This is a genomic window from Burkholderia sp. Bp9012 (genome assembly GCF_003853825.1).
In the GTDB taxonomy this organism is placed as follows: domain Bacteria; phylum Pseudomonadota; class Gammaproteobacteria; order Burkholderiales; family Burkholderiaceae; genus Burkholderia; species Burkholderia diffusa.
On the sequence record NZ_QTQA01000009.1, the window covers coordinates 139,971 to 163,195 of the forward strand.

24 protein-coding genes, 1 other RNA gene and 1 pseudogene are annotated in these 23,225 nt (G+C 66.8%); 9 read left to right on the forward strand and 17 right to left on the reverse strand.

The features are described from left to right. Positions 1-5 precede the first annotated feature (5 nt). Positions 6-417: RNase P RNA component class A (gene rnpB, locus DIE11_RS14485), an RNA gene on the forward strand. Between the two features lie 70 nt (positions 418-487). Here the strand turns inward: rnpB and DIE11_RS14490 are convergent. Further along, on the reverse strand, positions 488-952 hold the full coding sequence (locus DIE11_RS14490) for an OsmC family protein (RefSeq protein WP_081060216.1): 465 nt from the start codon (positions 950-952) through the stop codon (positions 488-490). Between the two features lie 432 nt (positions 953-1,384). Continuing rightward, the gene (locus tag DIE11_RS36865) at positions 1,385-1,690 is read right to left on the reverse strand and encodes a DUF1090 family protein (RefSeq protein ID WP_059608251.1); all 306 of its coding nucleotides are present in this window, start codon (positions 1,688-1,690) and stop codon (positions 1,385-1,387) included. Positions 1,691-2,002: 312 nt separating this feature from the next. On the opposite strand from DIE11_RS36865, the gene rplM reads away from it, so the two are divergent. The 3 genes from rplM to erpA all read left to right on the forward strand — a co-directional run bounded on the left by rplM (position 2,003) and on the right by erpA (position 3,414). Further along, positions 2,003-2,431 (forward strand): 50S ribosomal protein L13, encoded by a 429-nt coding sequence (rplM, locus tag DIE11_RS14500; protein WP_009687896.1) that lies wholly within the window; start codon positions 2,003-2,005, stop codon positions 2,429-2,431. An 11-nt stretch (positions 2,432-2,442) separates the two neighbouring features. Then, complete coding sequence (gene rpsI / locus DIE11_RS14505) at positions 2,443-2,835, forward strand: 30S ribosomal protein S9 (RefSeq protein WP_011883283.1); 393 nt, start codon at positions 2,443-2,445, stop codon at positions 2,833-2,835. Between the two features lie 207 nt (positions 2,836-3,042). Continuing rightward, positions 3,043-3,414 carry an iron-sulfur cluster insertion protein ErpA gene (gene erpA / locus DIE11_RS14510; RefSeq protein WP_006751888.1) on the forward strand — a complete coding sequence of 124 codons (372 nt, stop codon included), beginning with the start codon at positions 3,043-3,045 and terminating at the stop codon, positions 3,412-3,414. 128 nt (positions 3,415-3,542) lie between these two features. On the opposite strand, the gene DIE11_RS14515 is transcribed toward erpA, so the two are convergent. Beyond that, positions 3,543-4,691, reverse strand: coding sequence for an anhydro-N-acetylmuramic acid kinase (locus DIE11_RS14515; protein ID WP_059608252.1), 1,149 nt, complete (start codon positions 4,689-4,691; stop codon positions 3,543-3,545). 142 nt (positions 4,692-4,833) lie between these two features. Here DIE11_RS14515 and tyrS point away from each other — a divergent pair, with 142 nt between their 5' ends. Genes tyrS through DIE11_RS14530 form a run of 3 tightly spaced genes read left to right on the forward strand, consistent with a single transcriptional unit; the run spans position 4,834 to position 7,216 of the window. Then, positions 4,834-6,075: a tyrosine--tRNA ligase gene (gene tyrS / locus DIE11_RS14520; RefSeq protein ID WP_059608253.1), complete on the forward strand. Its 1,242-nt coding sequence runs from the start codon at positions 4,834-4,836 to the stop codon at positions 6,073-6,075. Continuing rightward, entirely contained in the window at positions 6,072-6,530 is a 459-nt protein-coding gene (gene dtd, locus DIE11_RS14525; RefSeq protein WP_006751891.1) for a D-aminoacyl-tRNA deacylase, read from the forward strand. Before tyrS ends, dtd begins: the two co-directional genes overlap by 4 nt. 23 nt (positions 6,531-6,553) lie before the next feature. Next, the gene (locus tag DIE11_RS14530; RefSeq protein ID WP_059608254.1) at positions 6,554-7,216 is read left to right on the forward strand and encodes a histidine phosphatase family protein; all 663 of its coding nucleotides are present in this window, start codon (positions 6,554-6,556) and stop codon (positions 7,214-7,216) included. A 5-nt stretch (positions 7,217-7,221) separates the two neighbouring features. On the opposite strand, the pseudogene DIE11_RS37535 reads toward DIE11_RS14530, so the two are convergent. From DIE11_RS37535 to DIE11_RS14580, 10 genes and pseudogenes are all read right to left on the reverse strand, one after another. Then, positions 7,222-7,410, reverse strand: a pseudogene (locus tag DIE11_RS37535) (hypothetical protein); the annotation flags it as partial. 51 nt (positions 7,411-7,461) lie between these two features. Beyond that, entirely contained in the window at positions 7,462-8,415 is a 954-nt protein-coding gene (locus DIE11_RS14535) for an oxygenase MpaB family protein (protein ID WP_124624863.1), read from the reverse strand. Between the two features lie 24 nt (positions 8,416-8,439). After that, positions 8,440-9,507 (reverse strand): Holliday junction branch migration DNA helicase RuvB, encoded by a 1,068-nt coding sequence (gene ruvB, locus DIE11_RS14540; protein WP_059608256.1) that lies wholly within the window; start codon positions 9,505-9,507, stop codon positions 8,440-8,442. 108 nt (positions 9,508-9,615) lie between these two features. After that, complete coding sequence (gene ruvA / locus DIE11_RS14545) at positions 9,616-10,197, reverse strand: Holliday junction branch migration protein RuvA (protein ID WP_059451998.1); 582 nt, start codon at positions 10,195-10,197, stop codon at positions 9,616-9,618. A gap of 159 nt (positions 10,198-10,356) precedes the next feature. Then, the gene (gene ruvC / locus DIE11_RS14550; protein WP_059465409.1) at positions 10,357-10,899 is read right to left on the reverse strand and encodes a crossover junction endodeoxyribonuclease RuvC; all 543 of its coding nucleotides are present in this window, start codon (positions 10,897-10,899) and stop codon (positions 10,357-10,359) included. Positions 10,900-11,050: 151 nt separating this feature from the next. After that, positions 11,051-12,616: a bifunctional phosphoribosylaminoimidazolecarboxamide formyltransferase/IMP cyclohydrolase gene (gene purH, locus DIE11_RS14555; protein WP_059608257.1), complete on the reverse strand. Its 1,566-nt coding sequence runs from the start codon at positions 12,614-12,616 to the stop codon at positions 11,051-11,053. 45 nt (positions 12,617-12,661) lie between these two features. Continuing rightward, the gene (locus DIE11_RS14560; RefSeq protein WP_006476892.1) at positions 12,662-12,895 is read right to left on the reverse strand and encodes a Fis family transcriptional regulator; all 234 of its coding nucleotides are present in this window, start codon (positions 12,893-12,895) and stop codon (positions 12,662-12,664) included. Then, positions 12,892-13,959, reverse strand: coding sequence for a tRNA dihydrouridine synthase DusB (dusB, locus tag DIE11_RS14565; protein WP_006497523.1), 1,068 nt, complete (start codon positions 13,957-13,959; stop codon positions 12,892-12,894). The genes DIE11_RS14560 and dusB overlap by 4 nt, the downstream gene beginning before the upstream one ends. Before the next feature lie 147 nt (positions 13,960-14,106). Further along, a complete protein-coding gene (locus DIE11_RS14575; protein ID WP_124624865.1) occupies positions 14,107-15,294 on the reverse strand; it encodes a UbiH/UbiF/VisC/COQ6 family ubiquinone biosynthesis hydroxylase in 1,188 nt (395 codons plus the stop codon). A 91-nt stretch (positions 15,295-15,385) separates the two neighbouring features. Beyond that, on the reverse strand, positions 15,386-16,783 hold the full coding sequence (locus DIE11_RS14580; RefSeq protein WP_124624868.1) for an aminopeptidase P N-terminal domain-containing protein: 1,398 nt from the start codon (positions 16,781-16,783) through the stop codon (positions 15,386-15,388). Between the two features lie 187 nt (positions 16,784-16,970). On the opposite strand from DIE11_RS14580, the gene DIE11_RS14585 reads away from it, so the two are divergent. Continuing rightward, positions 16,971-17,582, forward strand: coding sequence for a glutathione S-transferase family protein (locus DIE11_RS14585; RefSeq protein ID WP_059608346.1), 612 nt, complete (start codon positions 16,971-16,973; stop codon positions 17,580-17,582). Between the two features lie 94 nt (positions 17,583-17,676). On the opposite strand, the gene DIE11_RS14590 is transcribed toward DIE11_RS14585, so the two are convergent. The 4 genes from DIE11_RS14590 to DIE11_RS14605 all read right to left on the reverse strand — a co-directional run bounded on the left by DIE11_RS14590 (position 17,677) and on the right by DIE11_RS14605 (position 22,198). After that, positions 17,677-19,296 carry an FMN-binding glutamate synthase family protein gene (locus tag DIE11_RS14590; RefSeq protein ID WP_124624871.1) on the reverse strand — a complete coding sequence of 540 codons (1,620 nt, stop codon included), beginning with the start codon at positions 19,294-19,296 and terminating at the stop codon, positions 17,677-17,679. Between the two features lie 120 nt (positions 19,297-19,416). Continuing rightward, complete coding sequence (gene mnmA, locus DIE11_RS14595; protein WP_124624875.1) at positions 19,417-20,580, reverse strand: tRNA 2-thiouridine(34) synthase MnmA; 1,164 nt, start codon at positions 20,578-20,580, stop codon at positions 19,417-19,419. Beyond that, the gene (locus DIE11_RS14600) at positions 20,577-21,086 is read right to left on the reverse strand and encodes an NUDIX hydrolase (protein WP_124624878.1); all 510 of its coding nucleotides are present in this window, start codon (positions 21,084-21,086) and stop codon (positions 20,577-20,579) included. Before DIE11_RS14600 ends, mnmA begins: the two co-directional genes overlap by 4 nt. A 191-nt stretch (positions 21,087-21,277) precedes the next feature. Then, on the reverse strand, positions 21,278-22,198 hold the full coding sequence (locus tag DIE11_RS14605; RefSeq protein WP_124624880.1) for a LysR family transcriptional regulator: 921 nt from the start codon (positions 22,196-22,198) through the stop codon (positions 21,278-21,280). Positions 22,199-22,277: 79 nt separating this feature from the next. Here DIE11_RS14605 and DIE11_RS14610 point away from each other — a divergent pair, with 79 nt between their 5' ends. After that, positions 22,278-23,201: a carbon-nitrogen hydrolase family protein gene (locus DIE11_RS14610; RefSeq protein ID WP_059608264.1), complete on the forward strand. Its 924-nt coding sequence runs from the start codon at positions 22,278-22,280 to the stop codon at positions 23,199-23,201. Positions 23,202-23,225 lie beyond the last annotated feature (24 nt).

The following is a 23,225-nucleotide window of genomic DNA, read 5'->3' on the forward strand; positions in this document are numbered from 1 at the left end:
GTCGCAAAGCAGGCTAGGCAGTCGCGGCCTCGCCGCCTTCGGGCAGGCGAGGGCGAGGAAAGTCCGGACTCCACAGGGCAGGGTGATGGCTAACGGCCATCCGTGGCGACACGCGGAACAGGGCAACAGAAAGCAAACCGCCGATGGCCCGGCGCAAGCCGGGATCAGGTAAGGGTGAAACGGTGCGGTAAGAGCGCACCGCGGCGACGGCGACGTTCGCCGGCACGGTAACCTCCACCCGGAGCAATTCCAAGTAGGCAGGCGCGCATTTTCGGATGCAGGACGGGGCCCCCGTCTCGTCTGCGGGTAGGAAGCTTGAGCGCGTCAGCAATGGCGCGTCTAGAGGAATGGCTGCCACGCGCTGTGCGCTTCGGCGTACAGCGTGCACAGAATCCGGCTTATCGGCCTGCTTTGCCGCTCGAATGCGAAAGGGCCGGCGCTCCGTCAGGAGCGCCGGCCCTTTTTTTCATGCGTGGCTGCCGGGCGTTCAGGCCGCGACGATGTCGAACGAATGCGTGAGTTCGGCCGTCTTCGCGATCATGATCGACGCGGAGCAGTACTTGTCGTGTGACAGGTTGATCGCGCGCTCGACCGTCGCCGGGTTCAGGTTGCGGCCCGTGACGGTGAAGTGGAAGTGGACCTTCGTGAACACCTTCGGATCTTCGCTCGCGCGCTCGGCCTTCAGCGTGACCGAGCAGCCGGTGACTTCCTGGCGGCTCTTCTTCAGGATCAGCACGACGTCGTACGCGGTGCAGCCGCCGGTGCCGACCAGCACCATTTCCATCGGGCGCGGCGCGAGATTATGGCCGCCACCTTCCGGTGCGCCGTCCATCGCGACGAGGTGCCCGCTTCCGGTCTGGGCGGAAAACGCCATGCCGTCCTGACCCATCCAGCTTACTTTGCATTCCATGCTTGCACTCCAGCGTTGCCTGATTCGGATTCGATCACGCATTGTAGCCCGCGGTGCAATAGTCGGCTGATGCGCTGCACGACGCGCAACGTCGCGCCGCCGCACGCGGCGCCTGGCGGGGCGCCGAACGCCGATTTCCCGGCTGGTTTTAGGGGTATTACTCTAGATGTGCCGGATTTCCGGTTGCATGATTTTTCCCAATCTATTGATTTTAAAAGGGAAAATCCGCTAGTCCGTGAAATTCTCCATATTTCGCATCATGGTGTGAGATTTCGCAATGCAAATTTTCTTGTGATGTCGGCGGTGCGTTCGTATAATGAGCCTCATTGGTTGTCGCGCTGCGGCAACCTCCGCATGTCTCCTCCACCCTCCTCCTAAGGTGGATTAAGCCCGAACCAGCCGTTCGGGCTTTTTTTCGTTCCGTGCAAGCATCGGCGCGCAGTTTGCGTGCTCCGATGCCTGTCGTTGACGCCGTTACGCGGGCCGCCGTGCGACTGCCTGCGATGCCGCGCCGGTTGGCGTGTCGGTCGAACCGGCGGCAGGCGGCGGGACCTGCGCGGCCGATGCGTGTCCATGACCGCGCGCGCAGAAGTGGCGTACGCGTTCGCGTACCGCGCGCAGGCGGGCGATGCGATCTTCGGCATGGGCGCCGCGAGCGTCGGCGATACGGGCGTCGAGTGCGTCGAGCTTGGCCTCGCAGCCGGCCCTGGCGGCGACGGCGGGCGCGGCGGCGGCCAGCAGCGCGGCCGCGAGAAGGGGCGTAAGTCGTTGTTTCATCATGCTTGTTTGTTGTTTTTCCGTTGTCGGCCGGTCTGGCGCGGCAAGGTCAGGTACCGCGCGTCGATGGGTGCCTCCCCGGGCGCTCGGTTCGCCTGGTATATCGGGGCACGACCGGATTTTGGCCCATTTCGGGCGCCGCCGGCACGGGACGCGGATTCTTTTTGACCGCGCTGTCGTATTTCCTTTATAATTCAGGGCTTTTCCGCATTCATGCCCACGGAAAAAGAACAGGGAGAGCCTGCACCGCGCCTCGAAGCGCACACAGACAAGCAGGAAGAACACATCGGGCAAAGCATTTTTTTTGGATCGATCATGAAGACGTTTTCCGCAAAAGCCCATGAGGTGACGCGTGAATGGTACGTGATTGACGCGACGGATAAGGTTCTCGGCCGTGTTGCCAGCGAAGTGGCACGCCGTCTGCGCGGCAAGCACAAGCCTGAGTTCACCCCGCACGTCGACACTGGTGATTTCATCATCATCATCAACGCAAGCAAGTTGAAGGTCACGGGCAACAAGACTCTGGACAAGAAGTACTACCGTCACTCGGGCTACCCGGGCGGTATCTATGAAACGACGTTCGGCAAGATGCAAGAACGCTTCCCGGGCCGTGCGCTCGAGAAGGCGGTCAAGGGCATGCTGCCGAAGGGCCCGCTCGGCTACGCGATGATCAAGAAGCTGAAGGTCTACGCTGAAGCGACGCATCCGCACTCGGCTCAACAGCCGAAAGCGCTCGAGATCTAAGGGGAGCCCACATGATCGGTAACTGGAACTACGGTACGGGCCGCCGCAAGAGCGCAGTCGCACGTGTCTTCATCAAGGCTGGCAAGGGCGACATCATCGTCAACGGCAAGCCCATCGCTGACTACTTCTCGCGCGAAACGTCGCTGATGATCGTGCGTCAACCGCTGGAACTCACGAACCACGGCCAGACGTTCGACATCAAGGTGAACGTGAATGGCGGCGGCGAAACGGGTCAGGCAGGCGCAGTGCGCCACGGCATCACCCGCGCGCTGATCGACTACGATGCGACGCTGAAGCCGTCGCTGTCGAACGCAGGCTTCGTCACGCGCGATGCACGTGAAGTCGAGCGTAAGAAGGTTGGTCTGCGCAAGGCACGCCGCGCAAAGCAGTTCTCGAAGCGTTAATTCCGCTTCATGGCCGCGCCGCTTCCGGGCGGCGTCCGCCGGAAAAACCGCCAGTTTTCGCGCTGGCGGTTTTTTTATGCCCGCGCGGCGGTGCCCCGCGGGCGGTTTCCTTTACGGAAATCAACAAGAACCTATTGATTTCATGGACATCAGCACGATCTTCTGATCGGCCCTACAATAGCGGCTAAAGCTTTTTGGAGAGTTCGCATGAACGCTGTTACCGAATCCGCAGCAACGACCGCCGAAATGCCGGTACCGTTCGTCTTCACTGACGCCGCGGCCGACAAGGTCAAGCAACTGATCGACGAAGAGGGCAATCCCGACCTGAAGCTGCGCGTATTCGTGCAGGGCGGCGGCTGCTCGGGCTTCCAGTATGGCTTCACGTTCGACGAGGAAGTCAACGAGGACGACACCGTGATGAACAAGAACGGCGTCCAGCTCCTGATCGACTCAATGAGCTACCAGTACCTGGTCGGCGCCGAGATCGACTACAAGGACGACCTCAACGGCGCGCAGTTCGTGATCAAGAACCCGAACGCCACGACCACCTGCGGGTGCGGCTCGTCGTTCTCGGTCTGAGCGCACGACGGAACCTGTCCGGTTCGCCGGAATGAAAAGCGGGGCTTCATGCCCCGTTTTTTGTGCCCATGCGCGGTGCGAACCGCCAAACTGAGTGGCCTGCGTGTCATCGCATCCCGGGCCTTCCATCAGCGCGGATAAAGCGCGCCTAGTACGCGCGCGTCCGCGGCACCCGTCACGCTCGCGAGGTTGCCGGGCTGGCGCGCGGTGAAGCGATACGCGAGCCAGGCGAACGCGAGCGCTTCGACCTGTTGCGGCGGCACGCCGAGCGCAGCTGTCGTATCCACCGTTGCCGGCACGCCAGCCTCGCGCAGTGCATCCGCGAGCGCGGCGAGCAGCACCGGATTGCGGGCGCCGCCGCCGCAGACGAACACGGCCCTGCAATCCGTCGCATGCTGCGCGACTTCGCGGGCGACCGAGACGGCGGTGAGCGCCGTCAGCGTCGCCTGCACGTGTTCCGGCGCAACCTGCGCGAACGCGGCGAGCTTCGCGTCGAGCCACGCGGGGTTGAACAGGTCGCGGCCGGTGCTTTTCGGCGGCAGCGCGGCGAAGTAAGGCTCGTCGAGCAGCGCGTCGAGCAGCGGCGCGTGCACGGTGCCGCGCGCGGCGAACTTGCCGCCGTCGTCGTACGGCTTGCCGAGGTGGCGCGTCGCCCATGCGTCGAGCAGCGCGTTCGCGGGCCCGCAGTCGAAGCCGCGCACGTCGCCGCCATCACCGGGCAGGATCGTGATGTTGCTGATGCCGCCGAGGTTGCAGACGACCCGCGTCTCGCCCGGCGCGCCGAACATCGTCGCATGGAACGCAGGCGCGAGCGGCGCGCCGTGGCCGCCGGCCGCGACGTCGCGGCTCCGGAAATCGGCGATCACGTCGATATGGGCAAGCTCCGCGAGCAGTGCCGGATTGTTGAGCTGGCGCGTGTAGCCGCGCTCGGGACGGTGCCGGACCGTCTGGCCATGCACGCCGATCGCGCGGATCTCGTCGCGCGACAGGCCGGCGGTGCGCTGCAACTCGTGACAGCACACCGCGTAGCGCGCGACGAGCGCGTTCGCCGCGACCGATTCGCGGTCGATCTCGTTGTCGCCGGGCTGCTGCAGCGCGAACAGCGCGTCGCGCAGCGATTGCGCGAAGCCGACGAACGCTTCCGCGAGCACGACCGGCGCGCGGCCGGTCTCGAAACGCACGGCGACGCCGTCGACACCGTCCATGCTGGTTCCCGACATCAGTCCGAAGTAGATGCCGTCGGCCGGATGGGCGGGTTGCGGATGTCGTTGCGGCACGTTGGATTCTCCTGGATCGAGCGACGCGGGCCTGTGCCACGCGCCTTGCGCCCGATTATCCGCGCAACCTGACGCATCGTTAAGCGATGCACGCGCAAGTTATGGGAAAATCCCTGTCTTTGCGACATTCTTCCTGGCACCGATGAGCACCGAACCCAGTTCCAAGCCTGTTTTCCCGATTACCGACGAAGTCCGCCATGCGCTCGCCGTCACGAAGCGCGGCGTCGACGAACTGCTGATCGAGGAAGAGTTCGCGCAGAAGCTCGCGCGCAGCGCGGCTACCGGCACGCCGCTGCGCATCAAGCTCGGCCTTGATCCGACGGCGCCCGACATCCACATCGGCCATACGGTCGTGCTGAACAAGATGCGTCAGTTGCAGGATCTCGGCCACACCGTGATCTTCCTGATCGGTGATTTCACGTCGCTGATCGGCGACCCGTCGGGCCGCAATGCGACGCGTCCGCCGCTCACGCGCGAACAGATCGAGTCGAACGCGAAGACCTACTTCGAACAGGCCGCGCTCGTGCTCGACCGCGAAAAGACCGAAATTCGCTACAACAGCGAATGGTCGATGCCGCTCGGCGCGGACGGGATGATCAAGCTCGCGTCGCGCTACACGGTCGCGCGGATCCTCGAGCGCGAGGACTTCACGAAGCGCTTCCAGAGCGGCGTGCCGATCTCGATCCACGAATTCCTGTACCCGCTGATGCAGGGTTACGACTCGGTCGCGCTGAACGCCGACCTCGAGCTCGGCGGCACCGACCAGAAGTTCAACCTGCTCGTCGGCCGCGAACTGCAGAAGCAGTACGGCCAGGAACAGCAGTGCATCCTGACGATGCCGCTGCTCGAAGGCCTCGACGGCGTCGAGAAGATGTCGAAGTCGAAGGGCAACTACGTCGGCATCAGCGAGAAGCCGACCGACATGTTCGGCAAGCTGATGAGCATCTCGGACACGCTGATGTGGCGTTACTTCGAACTGCTGTCGTTCCGCAGCCTCGACGAAATCGCCGGTTTCAAGCGCGACGCCGAAGGCGGCCGCAATCCGCGCGACTTCAAGGTGCTGCTCGCGCAGGAAATCGTCGCGCGCTTCCACTCGCAGGCCGACGCCGAGCGTGCGCTCGAAGATTTCAATCACCGCGCGAAGGGCGGCGTGCCGGACGACATCCCGTCGGTCACGCTCGCGGGCGCGCCGCTCGCGATCGGTCAGCTGCTGAAGCAGGCGGGCCTCGTGCCGTCGACGAGCGAAGCGCTGCGCAACATCGAGCAAGGCGGCGTGAAGATCGACGGTGCGACGGTGTCCGACAAGGGCCTGAAGGTCGAGGCCGGCGAGTTCGTCGTCCAGGTCGGCAAGCGCCGCTTCGCGCGCGTCACGCTGACGGCATGATCGCGCTGATCCAGCGCGTGAAGCGCGCCGACGTGCGTGTCGGCGACCGCACGACGGGCGAGATCGGCGCAGGACTGCTCGCGCTCGTCTGCGCGGAGCGCGGCGACACCGAGGCCGCCGCTGACAAGCTGCTCGCGAAGCTGCTCGGCTATCGCGTATTCAGCGATGCGGCCGGCAAGATGAACCTGCCGGTGTCGAACATCGATGGCGCGGGCGGCGCCGGCGGCCTGCTGCTCGTGTCGCAGTTCACGCTCGCTGCCGATACCAATAGCGGGCTGCGGCCGAGCTTCACGCCCGCTGCGCCGCCCGACGAAGGCGCGCGCCTGTTCGACTATTTCGTCGCGGCCGCGCGCGAGCGTCATCCGGTCGTCGAGACGGGCGAATTCGGCGCCGACATGCAGGTGTCGCTCGTCAACGACGGTCCCGTGACGTTCTGGCTGCAAGTGCGGCCCTGATTCCTTCCCCGAGACGCGCCGCGATGACCACCACGCAGATCCTCTTCATTCGCCATGGCGAGACGGCCTGGAACCGCATCAAGCGCATTCAGGGCCATATCGATATCCCGCTCGCCGACACGGGGCTTGCGCAGGCGCAGCGGCTGGCCGTCCGGCTCGCGCGGGAAGCGCATGAAGGGCAGCGGATCGACGCGATCTATTCGAGCGACCTGATGCGCGCGCAGCAGACCGCGCAACCCTTTGCCGATGCGCTTGGGCTGCCGCTCCGGTTGCACGAAGGGTTGCGCGAACGCGCGTACGGCGTGTTCCAGGGGCATGACAGCACCGAGATCGAGACGCTGTTTCCGGATGCCTACGCCGCGTGGCAGACGCGCGACCCGGGTTTCGCGCCCGACGGCGGCGAGTCGCAGCGCGCGTTCTATCATCGCGTGCTGCATGCGCTCGAGCCGATCGTCGCCGCGCATCAGGGCGAGCGCATCGCATGCGTCGCGCACGGCGGCGTGCTTGATTGCGTGTATCGCTTTGCAAACGGTCTCGACCTGTCGGCGCCGCGCAGCTATCAGTTGCTCAACACTAGCATCAACGTCGTCGATTACGTCGATGGCCGTGCGCAAGTCGTGCAATGGGCCGACGTGTCGCATCTGGATACCGCGAGCGACGACGACGGGTATCGCAAGGTACTTTGATGCAGTCACGCCGGCCACGCCGGTGTGACCGGCCGGGCGCCGCCTTCCACGTCAGGCTTGGTGCGGCGGTGCTTGGCGCGTTCTGTAGTCGAGCGTTTAGGCGATCCTACCGGCTTGTCGGCCGTGATCGGCTGGCGCAGCTTGTCAAATTCCCCTTTCGTGTGCTTCTTCCCGCCATGGATCGCATCGGCGCGGCGGTCACGGGAATTTGCCGGCAAATTGAAATGATCCGAAGAAACGGATCGTCAGGCGTGCGGGGTACCGTCGGGCGGTGTCGCGGTTGCGCGGCGGCGTGCGCGTTTCGACGCGCCGTTGACGAGCGCCCAGCGCAGCACGGGGGCGACCGCCCTGACACCGGGCCGGACCACCGCGCGTCGCAGCGGCGCGAACGTCGACACGCCGAGCATGCGCTGCGCCCAGTTCGGTAGCAGGTCTATGCCCGCATGCATGATCAGTGACGCAGCCGGGCGCAGCGCGGGCGTAGAGACCGGCACATTCAGCAGGATGTGCATGACGTCGAAGGTGCGTGGCCCCGCTTCGAGTTCGGGCTGCAGGCGCGCGAAATAGGCCGCGACTTCCGCACGTGAACGGGGAACGTCCCGGGCGCCGAGCAACTCGGCGATCAACGCCGTCTCAGCGTAGTAGCCGTCCTGCTGTTCGCCCGACAGCGACGGATTCACATAGCGTAAATGTGCGGCGAGGAAGCTCGATACTTCCGCGACATGCACCCAGGTCAGCAACGCCGGATCGTCGGCTCGGTACGGCCTGCCGTCGGGCGCGGTACCCGATACGCGCGCGTGGATCGCTTTTACGCGCTCGATCAGCGCGAGTGCGTCCGCGCGGCTGCCGAACGTCGTGCCCGTGATGAACGTGGCGGTGCGCCGCAAGCGGCCGAGGATATCGGTGCGAAACGACGAGTGATCCCAGACGCCCGCCAGCGCGAGCGGATGGAGCGCCTGCAGCAGCAGCGCGGCAATGCCGCCCGTCATCATCGACGTGAAATCGGCATGCACGCGCCAGCAGATGGCGTCGGGGCCGAACAGCCCCGGGTCTCCGGGAGGCGACGACAGATCGATCGACGGACCGCCGCCACCCGTCGTCAGGTGCGTGACGCCGGCCACGAGCCGCTTGCGGATCGGTTCGATCCAACGCGGGCCCGGCGTCGGCGTGGCGGGGTGCGGGCTGGGCGGCGTGGTCATGGCAGGCGCGGCGCGGGCGGCGGGTTACTTCCCGTCGGCGGTATCCCACATCCCGCGTTCGGTCTTGCCGGCATCGGGCGCGGAGAGCCCGAAGTGGCGGTACGTGAGCAGCGTCGCGACGCGCCCGCGCGGCGTGCGCTGCAGGAAGCCCTGCTGGATCAGGTACGGTTCGAGCACGTCCTCGATCGTGTCGCGCTCCTCGCCGATCGCCGCCGCGAGGTTGTCGATACCGACCGGGCCACCGTCGAACTTGTGCAGGATCGCCTCGAGCAGCTTGCGGTCCATCAGGTCGAAGCCGACCGGATCGACGTCGAGCATCGCGAGCGCGGCGTCGGCCACGGCCGCGGTGATCTGGCCGTCGGCCTTCACTTCCGCATAGTCGCGCACGCGGCGCAGCAGCCGGTTCGCGATCCGCGGCGTGCCGCGCGAGCGCTTCGCGATTTCCAGCGCGCCGTTCGGATCGATCTGCGCGTTCAGCAGCGACGCCGAGCGCCGCACGATGCGCGACAGTTGCTCGGCATTGTAGAACTCGAGGCGCGCAACGATCCCGAAGCGATCGCGCAGCGGGTTGGTCAGCATGCCCGCGCGGGTGGTTGCGCCGACCAGCGTGAACGGCTGCAGATCGAGCTTCACGCTGCGTGCGGCCGGTCCTTCGCCGATCATGATGTCGATCTGGTAATCCTCGAGTGCCGGATACAGGATTTCCTCGACGACCGGCGACAGCCGGTGGATTTCGTCGATGAACAGGACGTCGTTCGCTTCGAGGTTGGTCAGCAGCGCGGCGAGATCGCCCGCGCGCTCGAGCACGGGGCCCGACGTCTGGCGCAGGTTCACGCCCATCTCGCGCGCGATGATGTGCGCGAGGGTGGTCTTGCCGAGGCCTGGCGGCCCGAACAGCAGCACGTGATCGAGCGGCTCGGAGCGGCGCTTCGCGGCCTCGATGAAGATCTCGAGCTGGCCGCGCACCTTTTCCTGGCCGACGTAGTCGTCGAGCTGGCGCGGCCGCAGCGCGCGTTCGAACACCTCCTCGTGCGACGAGGCGGGCGTGGCGGCGATGATCCGCTCGGCGGCGAGTTTGTCGGTTTCAATCATGCGGCCATTGTACCGCGCGCGGTCACGCGGTCGAACTGGCCGAACCGCCGACTGGCGCGCGCCGCACGGCGGCGCGACACTGGCTGCGACAGCCGGTTCGGGCGGGTGTTACGCCTTCGACAATGCCTTGAGCGCGAGCTTGATGCCCTCGGACACGCCGGTGCCGGCCGGCACGTTCTTGATCGCGGCGAGGCCTTCCTTTTCCGAGTAGCCGAGCGCGAGCAGCGCGTTGAGGATGTCGGTCGCGTGATCGGACTGGGATGCGGCACCGGCGAGCGCACCGAGATCCGCGCCGAGCTTGCCCTTTAGCTCGAGCAGCAGGCGCTCGGCGGTCTTCTTGCCGATGCCGGGCAGGCGCGTGAGACGTGCGGCGTCCTGCATCGTCACTGCCTGCGCGAGCTCTTGCACGCTCATGCCGGACAGCACGGCCAGCGCCATGCGTGCGCCGATACCGGTGATCTTCAGCAGTTCGCGGAAGGTCGTGCGCTCCTGCGGCGTCAGGAAGCCGTACAGCAGGTGCGCGTCCTCGCGCACGATCTGCTGCGTGAGCAGCACGACGCGCTCGCCCGTTTGCGGCAGGTTGTAGAAGGTGCTCATCGGCACGTCGATCTCGTAGCCGACGCCGTTGCAGTCGACGAGCAGGTGGGGCGGGTTCTTTTCGAGCAGGATGCCGGCGATGCGACCGATCATGGATGGCGTGAAGCGAGGAAGAAAGCGCGAGTGTAGCGCAGGTGCGGCGCGATGCCGATGAGTTGGGCGTCAGGTTGGGGTGGCGATCAGGCCGGCAGGCGGGTAGAGCGGTTGCAGGCGCAACGCGTGCATTGCGCCTTGGATGTGCGTGTCGTTGCGTCAGCCGACGAGCCGTCCGCGCCGCACCCGCAGTCCCTTTTTCGCGAGCGCTGGCGCGAGGCCGCTGATCGTGCCGAGCGTATTACCGCTGTGTGCATGGCAGATCGCCATCCCAAGCGCATCGGCCGCGTCGCTGCCGGGCTGGCCCGTGAGGTTGAGCAGCCGCGTGACCATCTCCTGCATCTGCGACTTGGTCGCGCGGCCGTAACCGACGACGGCCTGCTTCAGTTGCAGCGCGGTGTATTCGGCTACCGGCAAGCCGCCGGCGACGAGCCCGCAGATCGCTGCGCCGCGCGCCTGGCCGAGCAGCAGTGTCGACTGCGGGTTCACGTTGACGAACACCTGTTCGATCGCGGCCTGGTCGGGCGCGTGTTCGCGCACGAGCGTCGATACGCCCTGGAAGATCGTGCCGAGTCGGGTGGCCAGGTCGGCCGTTGGCGTGCGGATCACGCCGCTTGCGACATAGGCGAGCCGGTGGCCGCTGACGTCGATGATGCCGAAGCCGGTCACACGCAGGCCAGGGTCGATGCCGAGAATTCGCATGAGTGAGGAGAAAAACCTGATGCAGCGATACTACAACGAATGGTGTGCGGTGCCGGCCGCACGGTCGTGTACGTCGGCGCCGCGCAATAAAAAACCCGGCGGGTATGATGCCGCCGGGTTTGCATGCAGCGGCCGCGCCGGCCGCATGCGGTCAGTGACGGAAGTGACGCACGCCCGTCAGGATCATCGCAATGCCGTGCTCGTCGGCCGCCGCGATCACTTCGTCGTCGCGCATCGAGCCGCCCGGCTGGATCACGCAGGTCGCGCCTGCCGCCACGACGACATCGAGACCGTCGCGGAACGGGAAGAACGCATCCGACGCGACGGCCGAGCCGGCCAGCGTAAGGCCCGCGTTCTGTGCCTTGATGCTCGCGATGCGCGCGGAATCGACGCGGCTCATCTGGCCGGCGCCGACGCCGAGCGTCATGCCGTTGCCGCAGAACACGATCGCGTTCGACTTCACGTACTTCGCGACGCGCCATGCGAACAGCAGGTCGTCCATTTCCTTCGCGGTCGGTTGACGCTTCGTGACGACGCGCAGCTCGCTCGGCTGCACGTTCTTCGAATCGAGCGACTGCACGAGCAGGCCGCCGCCCACGCGTTTCAGGTCGAACGCGTTATGACCGTCGCCGAGCGCGATTTCGAGCAGGCGCACGTTCTGCTTCGCGGCGAACACCTGCTTCGCGGCGTCGGAGAACGACGGTGCGATCAGCACTTCGACGAACTGCTTCGCAACAGCCTGGGCAGCCGCTTCGTCGACTTCGCGGTTGAACGCGATGATGCCGCCGAAGGCCGAGGTCGGGTCGGTCTGGAATGCCTTCGCGTATGCGTCGGCCGAATCGTTGCCAACTGCGACGCCGCACGGGTTCGCATGCTTGATGATCACGCAGGCCGGTGCGTCGAACGTCTTCACGCATTCCCACGCAGCGTCCGAATCCGCGATGTTGTTGTACGAGAGTTCCTTGCCCTGCAGCTGGCGGTAGTTCGCGAGCGCGCCGGCCGGCGTCGCGAGATCGCGGTAGAACGCCGCGCTCTGGTGCGGGTTCTCGCCGTAGCGCAGGTCCTGGACCTTGTTGAACGCCATGTTCAGTGTTGCCGGGTACGCGCTGCGCGATGCGTGCTTCAGCTCGTCGGTCAGGCTCGTCAGGTAGTTCGTGATCGCGCCGTCGTATTGCGCGGTGTGCGCGAACACCTTCGTCGCGAGGCGGAAGTTGGTCGCGTAGCCGACCGCGTTGCCGTTCGCCTTCATTTCGTCGAGCACGACCGAGTAATCGGCCGGATCGACGACGACCGTCACGTCGCGGTGGTTCTTCGCGGCGGAGCGCAGCATCGTCGGGCCGCCGATGTCGATGTTCTCGATCGCGTCGGCGAGCGTGCAGTCGTCCTTCGCGATGGTCGCGACGAACGGGTACAGGTTCACGACGAGCAGGTCGATCGTCGGGATGCCGTGCTGTTCCAGCGCCTGCATGTGCTCGGGCAGGTCGCGGCGGGCCAGGATGCCGCCGTGCACCTTCGGGTGGAGCGTCTTCACGCGCCCATCGAGCATTTCCGGGAAGCCGGTGTAATCAGCCACTTCGGTAACGGGCAGGCCCGCGTCGGCGAGCAGTTTCGCGGTGCCGCCGGTCGACAGCAGCTTGACGCCGAGGTCGGACAGCGACTTCGCGAAGTCGACGATGCCGGTCTTGTCGGAAACGGAAATGAGCGCTTGCTTGATCATGATGGAACCACCAATAGCCAGGGAAACGGGGACGGGGACGGCCGCCTACAGCAGGCCGTGCTGCTGCAGCTTCTTGCGCAGCGTATTGCGATTGATGCCGAGGTACTCCGCGGCGAGCGACTGGTTGCCGCCTGCCTGTACGAGCACGACCTCGAGCATCGGCTTTTCGACGCAGGACATCACCATTTCATAGACGTCGTGCGGATTGGAGCCGTCTAGATCCCGGAAATACACGTCCAGGCTCTCGCGGACACATTGTTCGATGTTGTGCTTGCTCATGCTGCTAACTGGTTATGGTCGTCCGACTCGCCCTGGCCGTTTTCCTCTTCGTCATCGACGTAGACGAGGTGGTCCGACAGCGCTTTTTGCGCCTCGAAGAATGCATTGACGGCGGCGAGCTGCTCGCGGGTGGAATCGAGCGTGTTCATCCTGTGCCGGAACCCGTTGGCACCGGAAAGGCCGCGAGTGTACCAGCCGATGTGCTTGCGCGCAGTACGGACGCCCGTGAATTCACCATAGAACGCGTAGTGGTCTTCCAGGTGTTCGTTCATCACGTGCTGGATCTCGTCGATCCGCGGCGGGGGCAGCAGCTCGCCGGTTTGCAGGAAATGATCGATTTCACGGAACAGCCATGGCCGGCCTTGCGCGGCACGACCGATCATCAGTGCGTCGGCGCCGGTTGCGTCGAGCACGGCCTTCGCTTTCGCCGGCGACGTGATGTCGCCGTTCGCGACGACCGGGATGCGCACGGCCGCCTTCACGGCCGCGATGGTGTCGTACTCCGCGTCGCCGCGGTAGAGGTCGGCGCGCGTGCGGCCGTGCACGGTCAGCATCGAGATGCCGGCCGCCTCGGCGAGGCGCGCGACCGTGATCGCGTTCTTGTGCTCGCGATCCCAGCCGGTGCGGATCTTCAGCGTGACGGGCACCGCATCCGGCCCCGTGCCGACCGCCGCGACGACGGCCTCGACGATCCGCTGCACGAGCGGTTCGTTCTGCAGCAGCGCGGAGCCGGCCGCGACGTTGCAGACCTTCTTCGCCGGGCAGCCCATGTTGATGTCGATGATCTGCGCGCCGTTGTCGACGTTGTAGCGGGCGGCTTCGGCCATCATCGCCGGATCGGCGCCGGCGATCTGCACCGCGATCGGCTCGACTTCGCCTTCGTGGTTCGCCCGCCGCATCGTCTTCGCGCTCTTCCACAGCTGCGCATTGGACGCGACCATCTCGGACACGGCGTATCCGGCCCCCAGCCGCTTGCACAGCTGGCGGAACGGGCGATCCGTCACCCCGGCCATCGGGGCGACGAACAGGTTGTTACGCAATACGTGAGGGCCGATAACGGGCATCGCAATGGCACCGCCCGCGAGCGCCAGGCGTCGCGGGCAAAAAAGGGCGGAGGGAAAACGCGCATTTTACCGTATTCCCATGCCCGGCCGATTTGACCCGGTTTGCACGGTGCTGATGGCGCGCAACGCGCGCCGCGCCGCCGCGCGTCAGTTGCGCTGGCCGAACATCATCTGGCGCGCGATCGCCTTCTTGAGCGGCGGGACGAATTCGAGCGCGGTGAGCGCCGCGCCGCGCAACAGCGGAATGGGGCCGGTGTCGACCGTGAACAGTCGCGCGAGCGTGTCGGTCGCGCCGATCGTGAAGCGCCGGTCGAGCGCACGCCGCGCGTTGAAGGTTGCGAGCGCGGTCGCTTCGAAGCCTTGCGTGGACAGCGCGTCGACGAGCGTATGCGCGTCGCGCAGCCCGAGGTTGAGCCCCTGGCCGGCGACCGGATGCAGCGTTTGCGCGGCGTTGCCGACGATCGCGATGCGCCCGTTGACGAGCGTTTGTGCCGCGTTCAGCCCGAGCGGGAACGATGCGCGCCCCGCGATCGCGACGAACTGCCCCATCCGCTCGCCGAAGGCAGCGCCGAGTTCGCGCAGGAACGCGTCGTCGGGAAGGGCGGCGCGGCGGGCCGCTTCGTCGGGCGTGCAGCACCACACGAGCGAATACTCGGCCTGGCGCGGGCCGCCGAGCGGCAGCAGCGCGAGCGGGCCTTCGTGCGTGAAGCGTTCCCATGCGACGTTCGGGCGCGGCGCCGAGACCGTGACCGTACCGACGATCGCGGTCTGACCGTAGTCGCGGCGATGCTTGCCCGTATCGGCCTGCTGTTCGTGGAACAGCCCGCCCTCGGCGTTGACGACGATGCGTGCGCGCAGCGTGCGCTCGCCTTGCGGGCCGTCGAGTGTCAGCGTGACGCCGTCGGCGTCCTGTCGCGGCGTGCGTGCGGTGGTCGACGTGAGCCAGTCGACGCGCGTGCCGCGCACGGCCTGCGCGAGCGCCTGCACGATCGAGCCGTAGCGCACGACATAGCCGAGCGCGGCGAGGTCGTGCTCGTCGCGGTCGATCAGCGTGCGGCCGAAATGGCCGCGCTGCGACACGTGGATGTGTTCGATCGGCGTCGCGTCGCCCGGCCATCCGAGCGTGTCGAGCAGCACGCGGCTGCCGTGCGATACGGCGATCGCGCGCGGGTCGTTCGCGCTCGCTGCCGGCTCGCGAGCGTCGATCAGCGCGATCGACGCGTGCTGCGTCGCGCTGCGTCGGCCGAGCCAGCCGGCGAGCGCGAGCCCGACGGGGCCCGCGCCGACGATGGCGAGATCGTAGTCCGGCGTGGCCGGGGAGGAAGCGGTCGTCATCAGTGTTCGTGAAACGGGGTAACGGTCAACAGCGGGTCAACAGCGAGTCAACGGTGGCTCGACAGCGGGGCGATGGCAACCTGCGGCACGCTCACGCGCCGTGCGCCGCGCCCGCGCGCATCAGCGCTTCGATCTCGGCAGCCGCCACCGGCACGTCGCGTGTGATCAGCTCGCAACCGTGCTCGCGCACGATCGCGTCATCCTCGATGCGGATGCCGATGTTCCAGTATTCGGACGGTACGTCGTCGGCTGCCCGCACGTACAGGCCCGGCTCGACGGTAAGCGTCATGCCGGGTTTCAGCGTGCGCCACGGCAACGCGCCGTCGGCGTCGCGCGCGGCGAGCCGCTCGCGGTAGTCGCCGCAATCGTGCACGTCCATGCCGATCCAGTGGCCAGTGCGGTGCATGTAGAAGCGTGCGTATGCGCGCTCGGCGATCACGTCGTCGACGTTCGAGAAGCGCGTCTTCGGGATGATGCCCGTATCGAGCAGCCCTTGCGCGAGCACGCGCACGGCCGCGTCGTGCGGCGCCTCGAACGGTACGCCCGCGCGCGTCGCATCGATCGCAGCCTGCTGCGCGCCGAGCACGATGTCGTACAGCGTGCGCTGCGCGGGCGAGAAGCGCCCGTTGGCCGGAAACGTGCGCGTGATGTCCGACGCGTAGCCGTCGAGTTCGCACGCGGCATCGATCAGGATCAGATCGCCGTCCCGCGCGGTCGCGTTGCCGGCCGGGTAGTGCAGCACGCATGCGTTCGCGCCGGCCGCGACGATCGAGCCGTACGCGGGCGCCTGCGCGCCATGCTTGCGGAACGTGTACAGCAGCTCGGCCTCGAGTTCGTATTCGCGGATCCCCGGGCGGCACACCTGCATCGCGCGACGGTGGGCGAGCGCGGAGATGTGCGCGGCACGCATCATGATCGCGAGTTCGTGTTCGTCCTTCACGAGCCGCATGTCGTCGACGAGCGGCGTGAGGTCGAGCAGCGCGTCCGGCGCGGCGACACCCGTGCGTGCTTGCGCGCGCACCGCATCGATCCAGCCGGCGAGCCGGCGGTCGAACTCGGCCGAGGCGCCGAACCGGTAGTGCACGGTGCCCGCATCGGCGAGCAGGCGCGGCATTTCGGTGTCGATCACGTCGACCGCGTAGGTCGCGTCGAAGCCGAATGCATCGCGCGCGGCCTCGGGCCCGTAATGGAAACCTTCCCAGATCTCGCGATCGGCATTCTTCGCGCGGCAGAACAGGACCGATTCCGGTGCGCCGTGCGACCCGGCCGCGTTCAGCACGAGCACGGCATCCGGCTCGGTGAAGCCCGTCAGGTAGTAAAAGTAGCTGTCATGTCGGTACGGGAAGGCCGTATCGCGGTTGCGCAGCATTTCCGGCGCGGTGGGAACGATGGCGACGCCGCCGCCCGCTGCGCGCAGTGCGGCAAGCACGCGTTCACGGCGCTGGCGGTAGACGTCGACGGCGATGGCGGTATCGAGGGGCGCATTCATCGTGCGATTGTAGCGCCGCCGGACGCGGCGTGTGAGAGGCGCGGCGGCAAGCCGCGCCGGACGGGGCTCGGCGACGGTTGTTGCAAACCATCCACAGGCCGGACGGGCGATTTTCTGCCCGGCCACGCCGGCCGGTTATGATCGGCGACAACGTATACTCTCGGCGGTTCCCTTAAAAAGGCAGATGATGAAATTAATCGGTTCGCTCAGCAGCCCGTACGTCCGAAAGGCGCGAATCGTGCTTGCTGAAAAGAAGATCGACTACAAGCTGGAGCTCGAGAACGTGTGGGCGCCGGAGACGGACATTCATGCATCGAATCCGCTCGGCAAGGTCCCGTGTCTCGTGATGGAGGATGGTGCCGCGGTGTTCGATTCCCGCGTGATCTGCGAATACGTCGATACGCTGTCGCCGGTCGGCAAGCTGATTCCGCCGTCGGGGCGTGAGCGTGTCGAAGTGCGTTGCTGGGAAGCGCTGGGTGACGGCGTGCTCGACGCGGCCGTGGCGATTCGTCTCGAACACACGCTGCGAGACGAAGCGCAGCGCAGCGCGAGCTGGATCGCGCGCCAACAGCGCAAGATCGACGACGCGCTCGTCGCAATGTCGCAGGGTCTCGGCGGCAAGACGTGGTGCGTCGGTAATCATTACACGCTTGCCGACATCGCACTCGGCTGCGCGCTCGGCTACCTCGACTTCCGGATGCCCGAACTCGACTGGCGCGATCGCCATCCGAACCTCGACAAGCATTTCGTGAAGCTGTCGCAGCGGCAGACGTTCGTCGACACGCTGCCGCAAGGCTGACCGGCCGCCGGCGGCGAATCGGACAGACAAAGGAAAGCGCCCCGCGGGGCGCTTTCGTTTTGGCGAGCCGCCTCCGGCGGCGGGCGATCGCGCGCTACTCGATCGACGTGTAAACGGTTTCGCCGAGCACGAACGAATCGCTGCGCGCGATCGGCCACCACTTGTCGTACAGCGTATAGCCGCAGGTCTGGCCGTCGAGTAGCGCGCCGGGCTTCAGGTATTTCAGCAACTGCGACATCAGCCGCACCTCGTGCGGCGCGACGCGCTGCACGATGTGATGCGCGCGCAGCTCGGACGGATGGCCCAGGCCGGCCGCCTGCACGAGTTCCTGCAGTGCATGCAGCGTATTGCGATGGAAGTTGTACACGCGCTCGGCCTTGTCGGGCACGACGATGGCGCGCTGGCGCACCGGGTCCTGCGTGGCGACGCCGGTCGGGCAGCGGTCGGTGTGGCAGTGCTGCGCCTGGATGCAGCCGACCGCGAACATGAAGCCACGCGCCGAATTCACCCAGTCCGCGCCGATCGCGAGCGTGCGCGCGATGTCGAACGCGGTGATGATCTTGCCGCTCGCGCCGATCTTCACGCGGTCGCGCACGCCGATCCCGACGAGCGTGTTGTGTACCAGCAGCAGCCCTTCCTGCAGCGGCACGCCGACATGGTCGGTAAATTCGAGCGGCGCGGCGCCGGTGCCGCCTTCCGCGCCGTCGACGACGATGAAGTCCGGCACGATGCCCGTCTCGATCATCGCCTTCGCGATCCCGAAGAATTCCCACGGATGGCCGATGCACAGCTTGAAGCCGGTCGGCTTGCCGCCCGACAGCGTGCGCAGCCGCTCGACGAATTCGAGCAGACCGCGTGGCGTCGAGAATTCCGAGTGCGTCGCGGGCGAGATGCAGTCCTTGCCCATCGGCACGCCGCGCGTCTCGGCGATCTCGGGCGTGATCTTCGCGGCGGGCAGCACGCCGCCGTGGCCCGGCTTCGCGCCTTGCGACAGCTTGATCTCGATCATCTTCACCTGCGGATCGGCGGCCTGCTTCGCGAACTTGTCCGGGTTGAACGTTCCGTCGTCGTTGCGGCAGCCGAAGTAGCCGGATGCGATTTCCCAGATGATGTCGCCGCCGTGCTCGCGGTGGTACTTCGACAGCGAGCCTTCGCCGGTGTCGTGCGCGAATCCGCCTTTCTTCGCGCCGAGGTTCAGCGAGCGGATCGCGTTCGCGGACAGCGAGCCGAAGCTCATCGCCGAGATGTTGAAGATCGAGATGTCGTACGGCTGCGCGCGGTTCGCGCCGACCCGGATGCGGAAGTCATGGTTCGGCAGCTTCGTCGGCGCGAGCGAGTGGCTGATCCATTCGTGCGCGACGGCCTTCACGTTCAGCTCGGTGCCGTACGGGCGATTGTCGGCGACGTTCTTCGCGCGCTGGTAGACGAGGCTGCGCTGCGCGCGGGAGAACGGCTTCTCGTCGGTGTCGTCCTCGACGAAATACTGGCGGATTTCGGGGCGGATGAACTCGAACAGGAAGCGGAAATGACCCCAGAGCGGGTAATTGCGCAGGATCGCGTGACGGTCCTGGTTCAGGTCATACAGGCCGAGGGCGACGAGGGCGACGGGGATGATGATCCACAGCCAGGAAAGCACGTGAATCGACGCGAGTGCGGCCACGGCAACGAGCAGCAGCACGGCGCACCACATTGCGAGGTAGCGTCTGGAAAGCATGGGGGGGCTCCGCAAGAATCTTGAAATGCCGCCATGCGTACGCTGCGCGGCGGCGCACCGGCCGCGACGGAATCGTGTTCCGCCGGGCGCGGCGTGCCGCAAGTCTAAACCGAATGGATGTCAGCGTGCTTCGGCGAGCGCGCCCGCGTGGGCTGCCGCCGGGACTGCCTGGCCGGGCTGGCCGGTGGCCGCGAACTCGATGATGCCGCCGCCGAGGCAGATCTCGCCGTCGTACAGCACGGCCGACTGGCCGGGTGTCACCGCCCATTGCGCGTCGTCGAACGCGAGCGAGAAGCGCTCGCCGTCGGCCCCGCCGAGCGCGGCCCGGCCGAACCTGCAGGCCGCATCGGCCTGACGATAGCGCGTCTTCGCCCCGCACGAAAAGCCTTCGGCCGGCGGCTCGCCCGCGACCCAGCTCACGTTGCCGGCGACGAGCTCGCGCGACAGCAGCCACGGGTGGTCGTGGCCCTGCACGACGTACAGCGTGTTCGACGCGATGTCCTTCGCCGCGACGAACCACGGTTCGCCGCTGCCGTCCTTGCTGCCGCCCAGGCCGATGCCCTTGCGCTGGCCGAACGTGTAGAACGCGAGGCCGATGTGCTCGCCGACCACCTTGCCGTCGGGCGTCTTCATCGGGCCGGGCTTCGTCGGAAGATAGCGGTTCAGGAAGTCGCGGAACGGCCGTTCGCCGATGAAGCAGATGCCGGTCGAGTCCTTCTTCTTCGCGTTCGGCAGGCCGATCTGCGCGGCGATCTCGCGCACCTTCGTCTTCGGGATCTCGCCGAGCGGGAACATCGTCTTCGACAGCTGCGCCTGGTTCAGCCGGTGCAGGAAGTACGACTGGTCTTTCGTATGATCGAAGGCCTTCAGCAGTTCGAAGCGACCGTCGCGCTCGCGCACGCGCGCGTAATGGCCCGTCGCGATCATTTCCGCGTCGAGCGACATCGCGTGGTCGAGGAACGCCTTGAACTTGATCTCGGCGTTGCACAGCACGTCCGGGTTCGGCGTGCGGCCGGCCGAGTATTCGCGCAGGAATTCGGCGAACACGCGGTCCTTGTATTCGGCCGCGAAGTTCACGGCTTCCACGTCGATGCCGATCAGGTCGGCCACCGACACCACGTCGATCCAGTCCTGGCGCGTCGAGCAGTATTCGCCGTCGTCGTCGTCTTCCCAGTTCTTCATGAACAGGCCGACCACGTCGTACCCCTGTTCCTTCAGCAGCCACGCGGTCACCGACGAATCGACGCCGCCCGACATGCCCACTACTACACGGCGCTTGCTCATTTGTTTACCGCCTGACGGTCGAATGCTTCCGGGCGCGGCGCGACCGAATGCGTGTGCACGAAATCGAGCGGAATGCGCCGCCCGGCGAGATAGTCGTCGACGCAGCGCATCACCGCAGGCGAGCGATGGCGCTCGCTGCACGCGCGCAGTTCGTCGGCGCTCATCCACAGCGTACGGACGATGCCGTCGTCGAGCATGTGGCCCGGCACCGGCTCGCCGGCCGTGCCGCAGAACGTGAAGCGCAGATAGGTCGCGCCGGCGCTGCCGGGGCGGTCGTAGTGCGCGAGATAGACGCCGACGAGCGCGTCGGGTACGAACGGATGCGCGGTTTCCTCGAGCGTTTCGCGGATCACGGCGTCGGCGAGAGTCTCGCCGGCTTCGAGATGGCCGGCCGGCTGGTTGATGCGCAGGCCCGTCGAGGTTTCTTCCTCGATCACGAGAAAGCGACCGGCGCGCTCGACGAGCGCCGCGACGGTCACATGCGGGGTCCAGATTTCGGGTTTCATGGTTCGGCATTTTACCGGTTGCGCCCGGACGCTGCCGGCCGTCTGGTTAGACGAATCCGACCCCGGTCATTCTTTGCGGCGGCAACAGGTCTTCCCGATTGCCGCGATGCGCATGGGCGCCGCCCGCCTCGGTTGGCGGCCCGCCGGGGGCGGAAGGTCCGATCGTCACGAGTCGAATCGCGCCCCGTTTTTCACGGGGCGACGATCGCCGCGACGCAGGCGGCGATCGTATCCCGCACGCGCACGATCGCCGGGTCGCGCTGCGTGCTCGTGCGCCAGCCGATTTCCACCGGGTAGCCCGGCAGCTCGACCGGGCACGCGAGCGCGCGCAGCGACGTCGACTGCGCGATGGCGCGAGCCGCATGCGCCGGTATCGTCGCCACCGCGTCGGAGCCGGCGAGCAGGTACGGCAGCGCCGCGAAATGCGTGGTTGACGCCGCGACGCGCCGTTTGTGGCCGAGCGCGGCCAGGGCTTCGTCGACGATCCCGATCACGCCGCCCGACGACACGAGCAGGTGATCGCGCTGCACGAAATCGGCGAGCACGAGCGTGCGCGGCGCGTGCGCGCGGCCGGCCGGATCGATGAGGCATGCGTAGCCGCCCGTCGCGACCGCGCGCCGGCTCAGCCCGTTCGCCGAGAACCCGCCCGACGCGATCGCGAGATCGACGCCGTGCCGCAGCAGCGCGTCGCCCGCGATACCGCTGTGCGTCTGCCGAAAGATCAGCCGGATGCCCGGGGCTTCGCTTGCGACTGCGTCGATCAGCGCGCGGCCGAGCGCGATCTCGAAGTCGTCCGACAGGCCGATCGAGATCGTACGGCCGACCCGTTCGCCGCCGTCGGCCGCGATCGCGAGGCTTGCGCGGCAGCGGTCGAGCGCATCGGACAGGATCGGCTTCAGTTCGTCCGCGCGCGGCGTCGGCGCGAGCCCGCGGCCGGTGCGCACGAACAGCGGATCGGCGTAGATCACGCGTAGCCGCGCGAGCGCCGCACTTACCGCCGATTGCGTGAGGCCGAGCCGCAGCGCCGCGCGGCTCGCGCCGCCTTCCTCGTACAGCGCCTCGAACACCTTCAGCAGGTTCAGGTCGAGCCCGGCGATATCATCCGTATTCATGTCAGTTATCGTTTTATCGATTTGATCGATGAAATGATATCGATAAAGATGGCGTCACCCACTCACTGGAGACGCTTTCATGTCCACCTCAGTTATCGCCGCGCTGCAGATCGGCGCATCGCCCGCCGGCACGCGCGCCACGCTCGACACGATCCTCGGCTACGAAGCCGCGATCCGCGACAGCGGCGCGTCGCTCGTCGTGCTGCCGGAGGCCGTGCTCGGCGGCTATCCGAAGGGCGAGATCTTCGGCACGCGGCTCGGCTACCGGCTGCCCGAGGGCCGCGACGCGTATGCGCGCTATGCCGCGCAGGCGATCGACGTGCCGGGCCCCGAAACCGACGAACTGGCCGCGCTGTCGCAGCGCACGGGCGCGAGCCTGGTGGTCGGCGTGATCGAGCGCGGCGGCAGCACGTTGTACTGCACGGCGCTGTTCTTCGATCCGCGCGACGGGCTCGTCGCGAAGCACCGCAAGCTGATGCCGACCGGCACCGAGCGGCTGATCTGGGGGCAGGGCGATGGCTCGACATTGCCGGTGGTCGACACGGCCGCGGGCCGTGCGGGCGCCGCGATCTGCTGGGAGAACCACATGCCGCTCCTGCGCTGCGCGATGTATGCGAAAGGCGTGCAGATCTGGTGCGCGCCGACCGTCGACGAGCGCGACCTGTGGCAGAGCTCGATGCGGCACATCGCACACGAAGGGCGCTGCTTCGTCGTGAGCGCCTGCCAGGTGCAGCCGTCGCCGCGTGCGCTCGGCATCGACGTGCCGGGCTGGGATCCCGAGCGGCCGCTGATCCGCGGCGGCAGCGTGATCGTCGGGCCGCTCGGCGACCTGCTGACGGAGCCGCTGATCGGCGAGGCCGGGCTCGTGACCGCGCGCATCGATACGGACGAGCTCGTGCGTGCGCGTTACGACTTCGACGTGGTCGGACACTATGCGCGCCCCGACGTGTTTTCGCTGCACGTCGACGAGCGGCCGAAGCGGTCAGTCGTGTTCGGGGAATGACGGGCGTTGCCGGGGCGCGGCCGC

Bases quoted from the DNA above. Each gene is read 5' to 3' on its own strand.
- DIE11_RS14490 (WP_081060216.1), bottom strand. From the start codon at position 952: ATGCGTGATCGAATCCGAATCAGGCAACGCTGGAGTGCAAGCATGGAA.
- DIE11_RS36865 (WP_059608251.1), bottom strand. From the start codon at position 1,690: ATGATGAAACAACGACTTACGCCCCTTCTCGCGGCCGCGCTGCTGGCC.
- rplM (WP_009687896.1), top strand. From the start codon at position 2,003: ATGAAGACGTTTTCCGCAAAAGCCCATGAGGTGACGCGTGAATGGTAC.
- rpsI (WP_011883283.1), top strand. From the start codon at position 2,443: ATGATCGGTAACTGGAACTACGGTACGGGCCGCCGCAAGAGCGCAGTC.
- erpA (WP_006751888.1), top strand. From the start codon at position 3,043: ATGAACGCTGTTACCGAATCCGCAGCAACGACCGCCGAAATGCCGGTA.
- tyrS (WP_059608253.1), top strand. From the start codon at position 4,834: ATGAGCACCGAACCCAGTTCCAAGCCTGTTTTCCCGATTACCGACGAA.
- dtd (WP_006751891.1), top strand. From the start codon at position 6,072: ATGATCGCGCTGATCCAGCGCGTGAAGCGCGCCGACGTGCGTGTCGGC.
- DIE11_RS14530 (WP_059608254.1), top strand. From the start codon at position 6,554: ATGACCACCACGCAGATCCTCTTCATTCGCCATGGCGAGACGGCCTGG.
- DIE11_RS14535 (WP_124624863.1), bottom strand. From the start codon at position 8,415: ATGACCACGCCGCCCAGCCCGCACCCCGCCACGCCGACGCCGGGCCCG.
- ruvB (WP_059608256.1), bottom strand. From the start codon at position 9,507: ATGATTGAAACCGACAAACTCGCCGCCGAGCGGATCATCGCCGCCACG.
- ruvA (WP_059451998.1), bottom strand. From the start codon at position 10,197: ATGATCGGTCGCATCGCCGGCATCCTGCTCGAAAAGAACCCGCCCCAC.
- ruvC (WP_059465409.1), bottom strand. From the start codon at position 10,899: ATGCGAATTCTCGGCATCGACCCTGGCCTGCGTGTGACCGGCTTCGGC.
- purH (WP_059608257.1), bottom strand. From the start codon at position 12,616: ATGATCAAGCAAGCGCTCATTTCCGTTTCCGACAAGACCGGCATCGTC.
- DIE11_RS14560 (WP_006476892.1), bottom strand. From the start codon at position 12,895: ATGAGCAAGCACAACATCGAACAATGTGTCCGCGAGAGCCTGGACGTG.
- dusB (WP_006497523.1), bottom strand. From the start codon at position 13,959: ATGCCCGTTATCGGCCCTCACGTATTGCGTAACAACCTGTTCGTCGCC.
- DIE11_RS14575 (WP_124624865.1), bottom strand. From the start codon at position 15,294: ATGACGACCGCTTCCTCCCCGGCCACGCCGGACTACGATCTCGCCATC.
- DIE11_RS14580 (WP_124624868.1), bottom strand. From the start codon at position 16,783: ATGAATGCGCCCCTCGATACCGCCATCGCCGTCGACGTCTACCGCCAG.
- DIE11_RS14585 (WP_059608346.1), top strand. From the start codon at position 16,971: ATGAAATTAATCGGTTCGCTCAGCAGCCCGTACGTCCGAAAGGCGCGA.
- DIE11_RS14590 (WP_124624871.1), bottom strand. From the start codon at position 19,296: ATGCTTTCCAGACGCTACCTCGCAATGTGGTGCGCCGTGCTGCTGCTC.
- mnmA (WP_124624875.1), bottom strand. From the start codon at position 20,580: ATGAGCAAGCGCCGTGTAGTAGTGGGCATGTCGGGCGGCGTCGATTCG.
- DIE11_RS14600 (WP_124624878.1), bottom strand. From the start codon at position 21,086: ATGAAACCCGAAATCTGGACCCCGCATGTGACCGTCGCGGCGCTCGTC.
- DIE11_RS14605 (WP_124624880.1), bottom strand. From the start codon at position 22,198: ATGAATACGGATGATATCGCCGGGCTCGACCTGAACCTGCTGAAGGTG.
- DIE11_RS14610 (WP_059608264.1), top strand. From the start codon at position 22,278: ATGTCCACCTCAGTTATCGCCGCGCTGCAGATCGGCGCATCGCCCGCC.